The following is a 15,025-nucleotide window of genomic DNA, read 5'->3' on the forward strand; positions in this document are numbered from 1 at the left end:
CCCGCGAGCGTCGTTCGACATGATCGTCATTTCTCGTCGCGTTGTCTCGGATTACGTGCACATATTTGGGGACAAACACCGTGACGCGAGCGCGGTCGAAGCAACGACCAGCGTCTCCAGACAGATGGATTTAAGCGAGACGGAGACGACGCCACGAGTATGAGCACCGCAACCAAGGTCGTTCTCACGACGGTCGCTGCATCGGCGCTGCTGTCGATCCTGCTCGTCTTCCAGAACGCACTCGCCTGATGTTCGAGGCCCGTCCGCTCTCGAATCGAGTCGAAGCCGTTCGCCAGAGCCACGCACCCGACGTGCAGGTCCTCGACTGCGAGCGTGACTTCGAAACGCTGAACCCGGCACTTGCCGAGGACCTCGGTTTAGTCGTCGACGCGCTCGAGCCCGCGAGCTATCCCGCAGCGTGGCTTCCCGACGACGCGCCAACCTTGCTCGCCCGCTACGTGAGTTCGGATCTCACGATCGGGATGCCGGGCGACGGCAGCGTCGTCTGGACTCGCCAGACCGAGCCACCGATCGTCCTCGTCAAACCACGAGTCGAGGGCTCGCCCGAGTCCTTCGTCGATTTCTTGATCGCCGAAGCGCTCGTCCAGGTCGACCTCGAGGTCCCCGAACACTTCATCGAATTCTTCGCGGAGTCGTATCGCGACCTCGACCAGGCAGTCGCGCTCGATCCGAACGACACCTACCAGGTCGCCGCGGCACTGTACGACGGCTGGGTCGGACTGCAGACTCGCGATGTCTTCGCGGACTGGCACGACGAGCATCCCGAACTCGCCGATGCCTGGCAGGACGCAGGCTCGCGACTCGAGGGCCGCGTTTCCGAACTCCCGCGGGCGGTCGCACGCGGTGACACCGACTTCGCGGATGCGACGGAACTCGCGTGTGCGGCGATCAAGCACGCGATCGAACTGCCGGCCCCCTTCGCCGCGCTCGATACCGAGGCGTATCTGGACCACGGGCCGGAGTACGCGATCCAGTGGGCCGAGAAGACGTTCGACTCGCTCGAGGAATAGATCGCTCGCCGCGGTTTCGCTCGCCGCTGCTCTTTCGTTTCGATTTCCGTAACTCGATAGTGCGCTCCCAACCGCTGCTCAGAACTCGGCGTCGACGCTGCCGTCCTCGTCGAGGTCGACGACACCGTCAAACAGCCCGCGGAACTCGTCGACGAGCGCGTCGTCGTGGGGGTCCTCCGAGAGATGGAAGAGCCCGACTGCGTCGTGTTCCTCGAGCAGTTCGAGGATCCGTTCGACCGCCTCGAGGGCCTGCTCGTCGCCGGCGTAGTAGGCGAGTTCGGTGACGGAGTCGAAGCTGATGCGGAGTTTGCCGTCGTGGTCGGCGAGGAAGCCGTCGATGTGCTCGACGATCCCGTCGATGTCGTCGGGGGCGGCGACGTAGTGGACGGTGTCGGACGCGCGCCGGGAGTAGCCGTGTTCGATGCTCAGCGTGTCCAGGATCTCGGCGCGTTCCTCGTCGACGTCGTAGTACTCGAGTTTCTGCCTGACCTCGCGGGCAGTGGTTCGAGTGGAGATGACGAGGAAATTGTCGGTATCGGTCTTGAGGAAATCGGTGTCGATGCGGTCGGTTTCGCCGGTGCTCGGATGCAAAAGGAGTACGCCGGTCCCACCCGGGACCGTCTCCGGTGTCCCGTCTATTTCGAGCGTGTAATCCATATTGACGTGAACAACTTTCGGCACTCCCTTAAGATTGCGGATGTATCTCTCAGCACTACACTGCTGCTGAAAACGGCGGAAGGGTCTCGCAAACTGGCGAGGGTGGGACAGAGCGACTCACCAAGCGTCGTCCTCGAAATCCGGATGCCCACGGATTTCGGTCATCGTCGACCCTTCACTTACAATATTTTAGGCCGACCTAAAGTATCTGTCGGTGGTTCCCGCACCGATGAGAATGGTCGAGTCGCTCCCGCTCGAGGATTGCTTCCTGAACGGCTGTAGCTCGTTCTCGAACGAGTTTACCTGACGCGTTGAACGAATTCTCCCGACGCCACCGCACCGTATAGTCGAACGCGTTTAGGCTCGTGAGGTCTATGGCTTTCTCATGAGCGTACGCGAGGAGTTCGACGAGTGGGCGGCGAGCGGTCGCGATAAGGGGATGGAGGAGCGCCACTGGCACACCGCCAAGCACGCGCTCGCGCGGATGCCAATCGAACCCGGCGATACCGTTCTCGATCTCGGCTGCGGAAGCGGCTACGCCGGTCGGGCGCTCCGAGATACCAAAGACGCCGGCCGAGTCTACGGGCTCGACGGCGCGCCCGAGATGGCCCGCAACGCGGCCGGCTACACGGACGACTCGGACGTCGGCTACGTCGTCGGAGACTTCGACGCGCTCCCCTTCGCCGACGACTCGATCGACCACATCTGGAGTATGGAAGCCTTCTATTACGCGGCGGATCCCCACCACACGCTCGAGGAAATCGCCCGCGTCCTCCGACCCGGTGGCACCGTCTACTGCGCCGTGAATTACTACGAGGAGAACGTCCACTCCCACGAGTGGCAGGAGTTCATCGCCATCGAGATGACGCGCTGGGATCGCGACCAGTACCGCGAGGCCTTTCGCGACGCCGGATTGTTCGTCGCCGAACAAGACACGATCCCCGACCGCGAGATCGAGATCCCCGGCGAGAGCGAGTTCCCGCTCGAGGACTGGGACACCCGCGAGGAGATGGTCGAGCGCTACCGCGAGTTCGGCACGCTGCTGACCGTCGGTGTCGCTCCCTGACAGATCGAACCGCCTGCTGACGCCCGATCTGTCAACGAAAACCCCCTGATTTCCACTCGAGTCTTCGATTTACTCGCTACAACCCGTGAGGCGACCCCTGACTCGAGTCGAAACACTCCTGTCTCGTCGGTGATACTCTCCTGCGCTGCCACTTCGACTGCAGCAGTTTCATCCTGACTGTGCCAGTCACACCCTGGCCGTACAATCGTGACGAGAGTTGGACTGGGACTGGCGCTACTCGTGTCGTTCGCCGGCCGGAATCGTCACCTCGAGCCAGTTTTCTTCCGGCGGCAGCGGGCAGTCGAAGGTGTCGCTGTAGGCACAAAACGGCGAGTACGCGATATTGAAGTCGACGATAATCTCGTCGCCGTCCGCGAGATCATGTTCCGGCTCGAGTTCCATGTACCGACCGCCGTCGTAGGTCTGCTGGCCGGTCGTCTTGTCGCGGAACGGGACGAACAGCGGTTCCTCGTTCGGACTCTCCTGCTGGTAGGCCGCGAGTTCGAACGTGCCGTCTTCTAAGTCTTCATCCTCCCGATCGAGTTCGAACTCGAGGGTCGCAACGCGGAGGTAGCGCATCTCGCGGCCCGCGGTGGTGTCCATCAGCACGACCTCGGGGTCGTCGTGAACTGTCGCAGTGGCGCTCACGCGGTAGGTCGGGTCCGGATCGAAGTAGTCGAGTCCGTTGAAGTCGTCTCGCTCCGCCGGCGGAATCGGCGACTGGGGATGGTCGGCGAAGAACTCGTCTTTTTCGGCTCGTTTCGACTCGAGTTCGTCCCGATAGCGGTCGACGTCGATAGAGTCGCTCATGGCCGGTATAGGTGGTCGGGACTGGAAGGCGTTACGTTCCGCTCGGCTACCCGCTCCGACACGGATGCGTCCGAATGGACTCGAGGAAGAGAACGGATAGATACCATGGAGTAGAAACGATTCCCGCTCCACCTGATATTTATATACCATCGCGCGGCCAATCCAGTCCGTCAACGCTATGCACGACCGACGATGAGTACGGCAAGAATGACGAATTGGCGGACGGTGTTCGGGCACTCCCAGCCCTACGAGCCGCAGGTCGACGGTATCGAGACGGCCATCGAGACCGGACGGGACGGCGGCTATTCCGTCATCGAAGGGGCCTGTGGTACCGGGAAGACGATGATCGCGCTCACCGCGGGGATCGACCTCGTACGCGACCCGGACACCGACTACGAACGCGTGCTCGTGCTCACGAGCGTCAAACAGCAACTGCGCCAGTTCGAAGCAGACCTCGAGACGATCAACGAGAACCTGCCGGCCGACTGGGACCCGATTTCGGGACTCACACTGGTCGGGAAGGCCGACGTCTGTCCGTACAACCGCGAGTCTGCGGCGGGGTTCGACGACGGCAACGTCTACGACCGCTGTGAGACCCTGCGGGACCGCACTCGCGACCTCACCGGCGAGGGCGGCGACACGACCGCACAGAACCTGGCCGCTCGCGCCCGAAGCCAGCAGATCGGACTGGCAGACAGCGGGAGCCAGTCCAAGAATACGTTCCTCGAGACCGCGGGCGAATCGACGTCGTACCCGCCGGAACTCCCCGAGTACGGCGATGGCGGGCCCGTAGGCGCAGAAACCGAGTACTGTCCGTTCTACGCGCAGTATCTCGACGATTTGCCGGACGAGGAGGAAGAGGGGTCGACCGCGGAGGCGGTCCCGTACGATATCACAGATGCAGGGATGGTCACTCCGGAAGACCTGGTCGCCCGCTCCGTGAAACACGGCACCTGCCCGCACTCCGTGATGGGGGCCGCTCTCGGCGAGGTTGAGGTCGTGATCGGCAACTACTACCACGCCTTCGACCCCCGAACGGTCGGCTCCTTTACCGGCGCACTGTTGGACGAGTCGACGTACGTCGTCTGCGACGAGGCACATATGTTAGAGCCCCGCGTCCGCGACCTAGTCAGCGAGGGCGCGGCAGACAGCACGCTCCGGGACGCCGAGACGGAGCTCTCGCGGGTCATCCAGCCAGTCAAGTTCGAGCGGGAGGGCCGGCAGGCCGAAGGCGGCTCCAAGACCGCCGACGCGGATCTCGTTCGCGCCGAACTCGACGACAGCGACGTCTCCTACGAGGAACTCAATCGGACCCTCGAGTTCGTCCGGGACCTCCGGGAGGAACTCGACCGTCGAGTCACAGCCCATCTCGACCGGAACCACCGGGGCTGGCAGTCGGACCTGAATGATCTCTCCGACGAGGAGATTCCCCTCCGCGATCCGGGCGAGCCCGCCGAAGACGAACTCAGCGAGTGGGCGATCGAGGCGGGGTACGGCGACGCCGACTGGGTCCGCGCCGAGTCCGTCGGTGCGGTCGTCGCGCGGATCCTCGACGAAGCCGAAGACGAGGATCGAACCCGCGCCGCACCCGCGGTCGGTCGCGTCCTCGGCGAGTGGTACCGGCAGGGACACACCGATTACTTCCGGGAGATCGAACTCGAGCGAACCTGGGACGACACCGAGCCCGCGGACTCGTGGCGGCGAGCCTACAACGCCCGGCTGGCTCTGCACAACTGCGTCCCCAGTGACGCCATCGGCGACCGCCTCGCCATGTTCGGCGGCGGGATTCTGATGAGTGCGACCCTCGAGCCGATGGACGCCTTCACCGAAGTAACGGGGCTTCAGTACCTCGAGCGCGAGGAAGACAGGCCGGTCGTCGAGCGGCGATACGGACTCCACTTTCCCAGAGAAAACCGCGAGAGCTTCGCGGTCGCCGCACCGAAGTACACCTACGATAATCGAGGGAGTCCGGGAGAAGACAATCCGACGCGGCGGTCCTACGCGAGCGCCATCGCGAAAGTCGCGGAACTTCCCGGCAACATCCTCGTCGGGATGCCCAGTTACGCCGAAGCCGAGTGGACCGCCGGCGTCCTCGAGGACCGGATCGAGAAACCCGTCCTGGTAGACGTTGCGAGCGACGACGAGACGACCCAGTCGCTCAAAGACGAGTTCTTCGCCGGCGAGGGGAAGGTGCTCGTGACCAGTCTGCGGGGGACGTTAACCGAGGGCGTCGACTACAGCGGCGATCGTCTCGCCGCGGCGGTCGTCTGCGGCGTTCCGATCGTCAACACCTCGAGCCCGCGGACGAAAGCCGTCCGCCGGGCGTACGACGACGAGTTCGGCGACGGCTTCACCTACGCACTCACCATTCCCGCAGTGCGAAAGGCCCGGCAGGCGATCGGCCGCGTCATCCGCAGCCCCGAAGACGTCGGCGTGCGCGTCCTGCTCGACGAGCGCTATGCCCGCGACAGCTGGGATTCGGTCAGGCCGTACCTGCCCGACGACGGCGAGTTTCAGACGGTGAGTCCGGACATGCTCGACGTGGGTCTCGAGCGATTTCGGTCGCGCCTCGCCCCGCAGTAACGGGTGATCGACTCGATCGGGCGTCAGTATCGACCTCGAGCGAGTTCGCACCGAATCGGGGCCTTCAAGCGGCACCGCCAGAGAATTCGTACCGTCAACTGTGTCCGGATTGCTTTCGATAGAGACTGGCATTGCCCCGCTGGCTGCCGACTCCAGTTCGCTCGCAGTGACGCCCCAGATGCTAGCCGTGTTCGGGGTCATCGTCATCGCGCTCGTGTTGTTCATCACCGAACTGCTCCCCATCGACGTGACTGCCATCCTGATTATGGTGTTGTTGATGGTGCTGGGAGCCGACGGCGTGGTGAACCTCACCGAAATTTCGACGGCCGAGGGGACCTCGGGCTTTTCGAATTCGGCGACGATTACCGTGCTGGCGATGCTCATTCTCAGTTCGGGGATCAGCCAGACGGGGGTCGTCCAGATACTCGGGCGGAAGATGTCCGCCTTCGCGGGCGACGACCTCGACAAACAGCTCCTCGCGACGATCGGCGTCAGCGGCCCGATCTCCGGCTTCATCAACAACACGCCGGTCGTCGCCATCCTCGTTCCCGTCATCTCTGACATCGCCCACAAGGGGAAGACCTCGCCCTCGAAACTCCTGATCCCTCTCTCGTACGCCTCGATGTTCGGCGGGATGCTCACGCTCATCGGCACCTCGACGAATATCCTCGCGAGCGATGTCTCCGAACGCCTGCTCGGGCAGCCGTTTTCGATGTTCGAGTTCACCAAGCTCGGGATCATTGTCCTGATCGTCGGGAGTATCTATCTCCTCACCATCGGCCACCGACTGCTGCCCGAACGCGTCCCCGTCGAGGAGGACTACGTTCAGGACTACGCTATCGAGGAGTACCTGACCGAAGTCGTCGTCGACGAGGACTCGCCGCTGATCGGGACGACCGTTGCCAACGCCATCGACCACGTCGAGTTCGACGCCGACATTCTGCAGGTCGTCCGCGACGACGAGGAGTTCATCGAACCCATCGGTCAGAAGACGCTTCGAGCGGGCGACCTGCTCCGGCTGCGGGCCGACCGACCGACCGTCCAGCAACTCGTCGACCGGGGGACGCTGACCCTCGCCGGTAGCCCCGAGACCGCCGACGACTTGGAGCCCAAGGAAGTCCCCGACCGGACCCTCGTCGAAATCGTCGTCCCGCGGGGCTCGTTCCTCGTCGGCGAATCGCTCGAAACCTCGACGTTTCGACAGCGCTACGACGCGACCGTGCTGGCATTCCGCAGCCGAGGCGAGACGGTTCGGAGCGACATGGACGAGCGCCGGATCCGCGTGGGCGATACGCTGCTGGTCCAGGCGGCTCCGGACAGCATCGACCGACTGTCACAGAACGACGACTTCATCGTCGCACACGAACCCGAGGAACCCGATTACCGGACCGAGAAGATTCCCCACGCGGCGGCGATCATGGCGGGCGTCGTCGGCTTCGTCGCCGTCCCGTGGGGGACGGTCGGTTCGACGCTCGCCGGCGCGACCGGCGTCGGCGCGTTCGAGGGACTCGCCGCCTTTTCCCTGCCGATCCTCGTGACCGCGCTCGCGGGGGTCGTCGCGATGGTCGCGACGGGCGTCCTCAAACCGACCGAGATCTACGACGCCGTGGAGTGGGACGTGATCTTCCTCCTGGCCGGCATCATCCCGCTCGGGATCGCCTTAGAGCAGACCGGCGGGGCGGATCTCCTGGGCACCCTCGTCGCCTCGACCGGAACGTACCTCCCCGTGATCGGCGTCCTGTGGGTATTCTATCTCGCGACGGGGCTCATCACGGGCGTCATCTCCAACAACGCGAGCGTCGTGTTGATGCTCCCCGTGGCCGTCGAGACCGCGACCCAGATCGGTGCGAACCCGTTCGCGTTCGTGCTTGCGGTGACGTTCGCGGCCTCGACCGCCTTCCTCACGCCCGTCGGCTATCAGACGAACCTCTTCGTCTACGGGCCGGGCGGCTACAAATTCATGGATTTCGTCCGGGTCGGCGCACCGCTGCAGTTGCTGCTCTCCGTCGTGACCGTCCTCGGAATCGCGTTCTTCTGGGGCCTCACGTAACGGGCCTCACTCCTCCGTTTCGTCGCTCTCCTCGGTCGACGCTTCCTCGTCCAGTTCGGCTTCGTCCTCGTCGTCAAGCGACGGTTCGTCCTCGTCGTTTCGTTCGAGTGCTTCGTCCAGTTCCCGTTCGCGCTGGCGCTTCTCCGTGTCGTCGGCCTGCTTGTCTCGACTGTCTTTGGAGTCTGCCATCGGTTCGGATACGGTCGCTGGCGGGATAACGCTGTGGCAGTCAATATCGTCCGTCTACAGACGGGACCGTTCATGGGGCCGTTTTCGAGGCTGAATCCGACCGCCGACTCGCCGCTCTCGAGGCGACTGAACGCCTCGGAAACGCCCCGGAAACGTCCCGCGCCCGGCTGTGATGGTAACGGGTGCCGTTATCGAGTGTTCATGGGACGATACGGACGGAGTGCGGCCGCGTTCGGCACCACTCGAACGAGCGCCGAGGCCCGCTTGTACGCCACGCGCTCGCTCGGCGATTTCGCCGCGGTGAGCTTCCAGAACCCCGGCGAGTCGAACCGCAGTCGACACAGCCCCCGTTCGTCCGTCCGCACCGATTTCGTTTCGGTCGAAACGACGGCTCCCTCGACGGGGTATCGTCGATTATCGCGGACGCGGACGGTAATCTCTGTCCCGACCGCTACCTCTCTCCGCTCGAGGTCGATCCGGAGCTTTCGGGTAACTCTCATGCGGGGTGCTACCACGCCTGTAGTGAAAGACATCTACTTGCACATCCCGGGACGGTCGAGACAGCCGGCCAAGACGGCTTGTGGTGGCCCTCAGTGCGGACCGACGACGTGTGCGTCGTCGGGGTCGAACCCGACCGTCAGTTCGTCGCGTTCGGGAACCTCGGGGAGCTGGAGGACGATCCGTGCACCGTTCCACCGACCGTTGACGCGGACGGTTTCGCCGAGGAACTCGCTGGTCTCGACGTTCACCGTCAGCCGGTTGCGCTCCACGGACTGTGAGAGCGCGCCCGGCCGAACGCAGAACGTGAGCCGATCGGTTCCGTCGGAGGCGGACAGCGTGAACCGCTCGCCGTCGATCTCGACCTGCGCGTACTCGCCGTCACGGCTCCGAACCTCGCCGTCGAAGACGTTGTTGTCGCCGACGAACTCGGCCACGAACCGCGTCGCGGGTTCGCGATAGATCTCCTGCGGGCGACCGACCTGCTCGACGCGGCCGCCGTTCATGACCGCGAGCCGATCCGAGATTGCCAGCGCCTCCGCCTGATCGTGGGTGACGTAGACGGTCGTGATCTCGAGTTCGGACTGAATCCGTTTGAGCTGTCTGCGCAGCGACTCCCGGAGCTGTGCGTCGAGCGCGCTCATTGGCTCGTCGAGCAAGAGCAGGTCCGGCGCCGGTGCGAGCGCTCGAGCCAGCGCCACCCGCTGTTGCTGGCCGCCCGACAGCGCTTCGGGACTGCGGTCGTCCATTCCCTCGAGATCGACCAGCTCGAGCAGGTCGGCGACGCGTTCGTCGACCGACAGTCCCTCCGGCGGCTCCCGAAACTGGAGGCCGTAACCGACGTTCTCGGCGATGCTCATGTGCGGGAACAGCGCGTAGCTCTGGAAGACGACGCCGATGTCCCGCCGCTCGGGTGGGACGCCAGCCATCTCCCGACCGTCGTACCGAACGGTTCCCTCGGTCGTCTCCTCGAATCCAGCGATGGTCCGCAACGTGGTCGTCTTTCCGCACCCGGAGGGGCCGACGAGGGTGAAGAACTCCCCGTCGCGGACGGCGATGTCGATGCCCTCGAGCGCGACCGTGTCGGTGGCGGTGCCGGTCTCACCGTAGACTTTCGAGACGCCCTCGAGGCGAAGGTCGGTCACTGCTCGAACCTCCCGCCGACGCGGTCGACGACGACGAAACTCGCGGCCGTGACGAACAACAGCACCGTTCCCATGGCGATCGCGGGACCGGAGCGGCGACCGAGATAGCGCTCGACGGCGACGGGCATGGTGTACGTCTGACTGCCGCTGGCCAAAATCACCGTCGAAGAGAACTCGCCGATCGAGATGGCGAAGGCGAAGGCGGCTCCGGCGACGATGCCGCTGGCCACCAGCGGAAGTTCCACGTCGCGGAGAGCCCGGTACCGAGAGGCCCCCAGCGCTCGAGCGGATTCGACCATCGCCGGATCGAGGTTCGCGAGCAGCGGCGAGACGTTGCGCGTGACGAAGGGGTAGGCCGCGACGGCGTGGGCGGCGACGATCGCGACCGCGCCCGTCACCTGGAATCGCCAGCCGCCGGGCAGCGAGATGCCGAAGACGAGTCCCTGCAGCAAGCCGATTCCGAAGACGACACCGCTGACCGCGAGCGGCAACATCGCGAGCGTATCAACGACGGCCCCGCCCCGACCCGCTCGGACCGTCACCACCGAGACGATCACGCCCATCGGTACCGCGACGACCAGCGTCGCGACCCCGAACAGCACCGAATTCCGAATCGCGATCCACGGCAGCGTCTGGTAGTCGGCCCCCTCGAGCTGGCGCTCGAGCAGGAACGCGTAGTGGCGCAGCGTGAACCCGCTTCCGTCGGTCACGCTGCCGACGACGAGACTCGCCATCGGGCCGACGAAGACGACGACGGTGACGAGTCCGTAGCCGACGATCGCCAGTCTGCGCGGCGAGAGCGCCGTCCGGAGATCGGGAAAGAGCGGGGTTCGGGACGGTGCAGTAGCCCCTCGAGCCAGCCCGGACTGGGCGGACTCGTACCGGAGGTAGGCGTAGGTCAGGGCGAGCGAGAGGATCGTCTCGAGGATCGCGAGCGTCGCGGCCTCGGCGTAGGCGAGCTGTCGAACGCGATCGTAGATCCAGACCTCGACGGTCGCGAGCTGCAGGCCGCCCAGCGCGAGCACGATGGGGAAGGTCATGAAGGTGAAGATGAAGGTCAACAGCGCGCCGGTCAGGACGGCCGGCAGGAGCTGCGGAACGACCACGTCGTGGAACGCGCGGCGCGGGCTCGCTCCAAGGCTTCGAGCGGTTTCGACGGCCCGTACGTCGACGGACTCCCAGGCGGCGACGGTGACGCGAGCCACCAGCGGCGCGTTGTAGAACGCGTGGGCGACGATCACGATCGCGAGCGGATTCCACTCGATGAACGGGAACGGCCCGAGTCCGCCGATCGCGAGGAGCTGGTTGAGCGTTCCCGCCCGCCCGAACATCGCGTAGAAGCCGACAGCGACCATGATTCCCGGCAGGACGAAGGGCAGGATCGTCAGCGACCGCAACGTCCGCCGACCACGGAACTCGTAGTTCGCGAGCACGTACGCGGCGGGGAGCCCCAGCGCGACGCTCGCGACCGTCGACAGCGCGGCCTGATAGGCCGTAAATCCGAACAGGCCCTTGCGGACGGCGGGCGCGTCGACCTGCGGCCACGGAACGGGAAGATCGAGGCCCGGGAGCGGATACTCGAGCGAGACCGAGAGCGAGATAGCCGCGAGCCAGCCGACGAGCGACTCGAGGTGGCCGCGAACCGCCAGCGGCTCCGCGAAGATGTCCGCGAGCACCCCGAAATAGAACGGGTCGGTGAGGACCGCGCGGAAGAACGCGAGCGTGGCCGCGCCGTCGTCGAAGACGGCGTTGACGAAGACGACGCCGACCGGCAGATAGAGCATGACAGCGAGGATGGCAGCCGTCGCCAGCGCCGTCAGGGCGAGCGCGTGGCGCTCGAGCCAGCGGCGAGCGGCGGCTGATCGATGCCAGCGTCGGCCGAAACGGCTGGAGCCTCCCGGTCGGGACACGGACCTACTGGCTGGCGAATTCGCGCGCCCAGTCTTCGACCCAGCCGTCGAGGTTGCCCCGGAGATCGTCGTAGCCGATCGTCACCGCTTCCGGCGGCACGTGTGCATACCGGTCGAACTCATTGTCGAGGTCGACGTACTCCGATTCGACGGCCGGGAACTGGACGTTGCGCTGGGCGATGACTGCCTGGGCCTCGCTCGAGAGGGCGAAATCGAGGAACTCGTAGGCGAGATCGAGTTCGGCCGCTCCCTCGAAGATTCCCATCCCCTCGGGGTTCGCGTACCCCTGATCGTTCGGGAACGCAACCTGATGGCGACTCATATCGTAGTTATAGTCGTTGGCGAACACCTGATCGGTCGAGTAAGAGACGACCATCGGCCGTTCTTCGTTCATGTACGCCGCGCTGTACGACTGGTCCCAGCTCTCGAGGATACGGACGCCGTTGTCGTCGAGTGAACGCCAGTAGTCGAGATACCCGTCCTCGCCGTAGGCGTCGATCGTCCACAACAGGAAGGCCTGTCCCGAGTCCGAACTCTGGGCGCTCTGGGCGAGCAGCGCGTCCTCGTAGGCCGGTTCGGTCAGGTCGTCGAGCGTCTCGGGTTCGTCGACGACGGTTTCGTCGTACACGAGGCAGATGTACCCCGTGTCGTAGGCGAGCACTCGGCCGTGGGGATCGCCCATGTCGAGTCCGTCGCGGATCCGCCGGGAGTTGTCGATCCGGTCGACGTTGAGTTCCCGAAGGAGCCCGCCCTCGTCGAGGGTGTCGTCGATGCGGACGAGGTCGTCGATATTCGCCCCGAGATAGACGTCGGCATCGATGTCAGCGTTTTGCTGTTCGCGATCGATGTAGTCGTTGATCGCGTTGTTCGGAGTGGTCCACTCCAGTGTGGCGTCGGAATATTCCTCCTCGAACGCCTCCTTGAGCCACGGGCCGGCTGTGCCCTCGCCGTCGACCATCGTCTCGTAGGTCGCGACCCGAAGCTCTCCCGTGAGGTCCGGATCGTCCGGTTCGGGATCGCCGTCGTCGTCGGAACTATCGTTCTCGTCGCGAGTCAAGCAGCCGGCGATGCCGGCGACGGCACTCCCACCGACTGCGCCGACGAACGCTCGTCGTTTCATTACCCGGTGGTTGCACTGAGTTGTCTTAAGACTCTTGATCGGTCGACGCTCCGTTTCGACGGTGTCACTCGAGCCGAAAGACTTTGTCCGCCGGGTGATAGTCACGGCTGTGACAGGAATTTCGACAGGGAACGCACGCGCGGACAGACGCCGTCGGTACGTCCTCGCGGGAATCGTCGTCTCGATCGGCGTCGTGACCGGGGCAATTTTGCTCGAGGTGCTCGGAACGATCCTCTTCGCGCTCACCGTGGCGTACGTCCTCATGCCGGTCCAGCGGTGGCTCGTCAGGCGCGGGCTCACCGAGTGGACCGGCGCGCTCGCGGCGACCCTGATCGGCTTCGTGAGTGCAGTCGCCGTCTTCTCGCCGCTGATCATCGCGCTCTACTTTCGGCTCGAGCAGGTCGTCGACCTCGTCGCGTCGCTGCCGCCGGAGCTATCGATCTCGGTCTTTGGAATGACGTATTCGGTCGAAGCCGGTCAAGTACAGGCCTCCATTCTCGACTTCCTCAGCGGGGCCGCGACCTCGTTCGCGCTGGAACTGCCGGTGCTCGCGATCAAGTTCGCGCTGTTCGTCGTTCTTCTGTTCGGGCTGCTACTCAAGGGCAGTGAGGCGGGCCGGGCCGCCATCGCACCGATTCCACACGACTATCGAGACATCGTCTACGCGCTCGCCCGACGGGCCCGCGAGACGCTGTACGCCATCTACGTCCTGCAGCTGGCAACGTCGCTTGCGACGCTGGCCGTCGCATACCCGTTGTTCTGGGCGCTGGGCTACGAGGCGGCGATGACACTGGCGATCGCCGCCGCGGTCTTGCAGTTCGTCCCGATCATCGGGCCGAGCATGCTCGTCGTTCCGATCACGCTCTATCACGTCGCCGTCGGCGACCTCGTCGCAGCGACGCTGATCGGCGTGCTCGGCCTCGGCCTCATCGCTTGGCTGCCCGACATCGCCGTCCGCCCGCGACTCGCCAGACGATCGGCCGGCTTTTCCGGCAGCCTCTACTTCGTCGGGTTCACCGGCGGGCTCTTCACCCTCGGTGCAATCGGTGTCGTCGTCGGCCCGCTGATCGTCGCCGTCTTCGTGGAAGCCGTCGACCTGCTCGCCGACGAGGTCAACAGCGACGCCACGTTCACCGAACTCGTCGACGACCCCGAGGAGCCGCCGACCGATCTCGGCGAGACGGAGACGACATTCGAAGAGTCGAGTTCGCACGGCGACGACTGAGGCCGTCAGACAGTCCGATTCACGCGCCGACGACGGACTCCCTCGGACCACCGATACTTTTCTCCCTCCCGCCCCTTGGTTCGGTATGGTTCGGGGTCGAACGATCGTCAACGCGGGCATCGGCGCTGTCATCGGCGTCGTCCTCGGTTTCATTCCGTTCTCGCCGGTCCTCGGCGGTGTCGTGGCGGGATTTCTCGAGGGACCGGACGAACGAGCAGGCGCGGTCGCGGGCGCCCTGTCCGGGGCGATCGCGTTCGTTCCCCTCGCAGGGATCGGGTTCCTCCTCTTCGGGTTCCTCAGTCTCGGACTGGCCGGTGGCGTCCCCATCGAAGGTGTCGCCCTGTTTGCGCTCGTGATCCTCGGCGTCGGGGCCTTCGTTCTGCTCTACACCGTCGGCCTGTCGCTGCTCGGTGGCTATCTGGGTGCGTACCTCGCACGCGAATACCCCGCCCAACACCGACGAACGCGGGAGACGGTGGGGTTCGAGACGGGCTCGACGGAACCGTCTCGCACAGCCGACGTCACGTCGAGATCGGACCGCGAGTTCGGTCGTGAATCGGATTCAATGCTCGAGGACAGGGACTCGAGCGGACGAGCGGACGATCGATACGTAGAGAGGGAGCGTGACCGCGACCGCGGATCGGATCAGGAGCGGTGAGCAGGCCGAGACGATAGCAGCATACCAGCGACCGAACGAATCGGCTTGGGAGGTGTGGCTTTTCCTTGCCGCTCCGGTAGCAG

13 protein-coding genes are annotated in these 15,025 nt (G+C 64.9%); 6 read left to right on the forward strand and 7 right to left on the reverse strand.

The genetic code is table 11. The features are described 5' to 3' along the window. The first annotated feature begins 248 nt into the window (after positions 1-248). The gene (locus tag HYG81_RS29395; protein ID WP_180839656.1) at positions 249-1,031 is read left to right on the forward strand and encodes a DUF7089 family protein; all 783 of its coding nucleotides are present in this window, start codon (positions 249-251) and stop codon (positions 1,029-1,031) included. Positions 1,032-1,109: 78 nt separating this feature from the next. On the opposite strand, the gene HYG81_RS29400 is transcribed toward HYG81_RS29395, so the two are convergent. Then, the gene (locus HYG81_RS29400) at positions 1,110-1,688 is read right to left on the reverse strand and encodes a DUF7090 family protein (RefSeq protein WP_180839657.1); all 579 of its coding nucleotides are present in this window, start codon (positions 1,686-1,688) and stop codon (positions 1,110-1,112) included. 385 nt (positions 1,689-2,073) lie between these two features. On the opposite strand from HYG81_RS29400, the gene HYG81_RS29405 reads away from it, so the two are divergent. Further along, the gene (locus HYG81_RS29405; RefSeq protein ID WP_180839658.1) at positions 2,074-2,754 is read left to right on the forward strand and encodes a class I SAM-dependent methyltransferase; all 681 of its coding nucleotides are present in this window, start codon (positions 2,074-2,076) and stop codon (positions 2,752-2,754) included. A gap of 234 nt (positions 2,755-2,988) precedes the next feature. Here HYG81_RS29405 and HYG81_RS29410 read toward each other — a convergent pair whose 3' ends face one another. Continuing rightward, positions 2,989-3,564: a DUF1684 domain-containing protein gene (locus HYG81_RS29410; RefSeq protein ID WP_180839659.1), complete on the reverse strand. Its 576-nt coding sequence runs from the start codon at positions 3,562-3,564 to the stop codon at positions 2,989-2,991. A 207-nt stretch (positions 3,565-3,771) separates the two neighbouring features. Here HYG81_RS29410 and HYG81_RS29415 point away from each other — a divergent pair, with 207 nt between their 5' ends. Both HYG81_RS29415 and HYG81_RS29420 read left to right on the forward strand, forming a co-directional pair. Beyond that, on the forward strand, positions 3,772-6,147 hold the full coding sequence (locus HYG81_RS29415) for an ATP-dependent DNA helicase (RefSeq protein WP_180839660.1): 2,376 nt from the start codon (positions 3,772-3,774) through the stop codon (positions 6,145-6,147). 178 nt (positions 6,148-6,325) lie between these two features. After that, positions 6,326-8,197, forward strand: coding sequence for an SLC13 family permease (locus HYG81_RS29420; RefSeq protein WP_180839661.1), 1,872 nt, complete (start codon positions 6,326-6,328; stop codon positions 8,195-8,197). Positions 8,198-8,203: 6 nt separating this feature from the next. On the opposite strand, the gene HYG81_RS29425 is transcribed toward HYG81_RS29420, so the two are convergent. The 5 genes from HYG81_RS29425 to HYG81_RS29445 all read right to left on the reverse strand — a co-directional run bounded on the left by HYG81_RS29425 (position 8,204) and on the right by HYG81_RS29445 (position 13,059). Then, on the reverse strand, positions 8,204-8,386 hold the full coding sequence (locus tag HYG81_RS29425) for a hypothetical protein (RefSeq protein WP_180839662.1): 183 nt from the start codon (positions 8,384-8,386) through the stop codon (positions 8,204-8,206). A 188-nt stretch (positions 8,387-8,574) separates the two neighbouring features. Beyond that, positions 8,575-8,886, reverse strand: coding sequence for a carboxypeptidase regulatory-like domain-containing protein (locus tag HYG81_RS29430; RefSeq protein WP_180839663.1), 312 nt, complete (start codon positions 8,884-8,886; stop codon positions 8,575-8,577). A 90-nt stretch (positions 8,887-8,976) separates the two neighbouring features. Then, the gene (locus HYG81_RS29435) at positions 8,977-10,029 is read right to left on the reverse strand and encodes an ABC transporter ATP-binding protein (protein ID WP_180839664.1); all 1,053 of its coding nucleotides are present in this window, start codon (positions 10,027-10,029) and stop codon (positions 8,977-8,979) included. Continuing rightward, entirely contained in the window at positions 10,026-11,939 is a 1,914-nt protein-coding gene (locus HYG81_RS29440; protein ID WP_180839665.1) for an ABC transporter permease, read from the reverse strand. The genes HYG81_RS29435 and HYG81_RS29440 overlap by 4 nt, the downstream gene beginning before the upstream one ends. 4 nt (positions 11,940-11,943) lie before the next feature. Then, a complete protein-coding gene (locus HYG81_RS29445; RefSeq protein ID WP_180839666.1) occupies positions 11,944-13,059 on the reverse strand; it encodes a thiamine ABC transporter substrate-binding protein in 1,116 nt (371 codons plus the stop codon). A gap of 109 nt (positions 13,060-13,168) precedes the next feature. Here HYG81_RS29445 and HYG81_RS29450 point away from each other — a divergent pair, with 109 nt between their 5' ends. Both HYG81_RS29450 and HYG81_RS29455 read left to right on the forward strand, forming a co-directional pair. Beyond that, positions 13,169-14,284: an AI-2E family transporter gene (locus HYG81_RS29450; protein WP_180839667.1), complete on the forward strand. Its 1,116-nt coding sequence runs from the start codon at positions 13,169-13,171 to the stop codon at positions 14,282-14,284. A gap of 85 nt (positions 14,285-14,369) precedes the next feature. After that, positions 14,370-14,942 (forward strand): DUF5518 domain-containing protein, encoded by a 573-nt coding sequence (locus HYG81_RS29455; RefSeq protein ID WP_180839668.1) that lies wholly within the window; start codon positions 14,370-14,372, stop codon positions 14,940-14,942. Positions 14,943-15,025 lie beyond the last annotated feature (83 nt).

The sequence above is a fragment of the Natrinema zhouii genome, assembly GCF_013456555.2.
Lineage (GTDB): Archaea > Halobacteriota > Halobacteria > Halobacteriales > Natrialbaceae > Natrinema > Natrinema zhouii.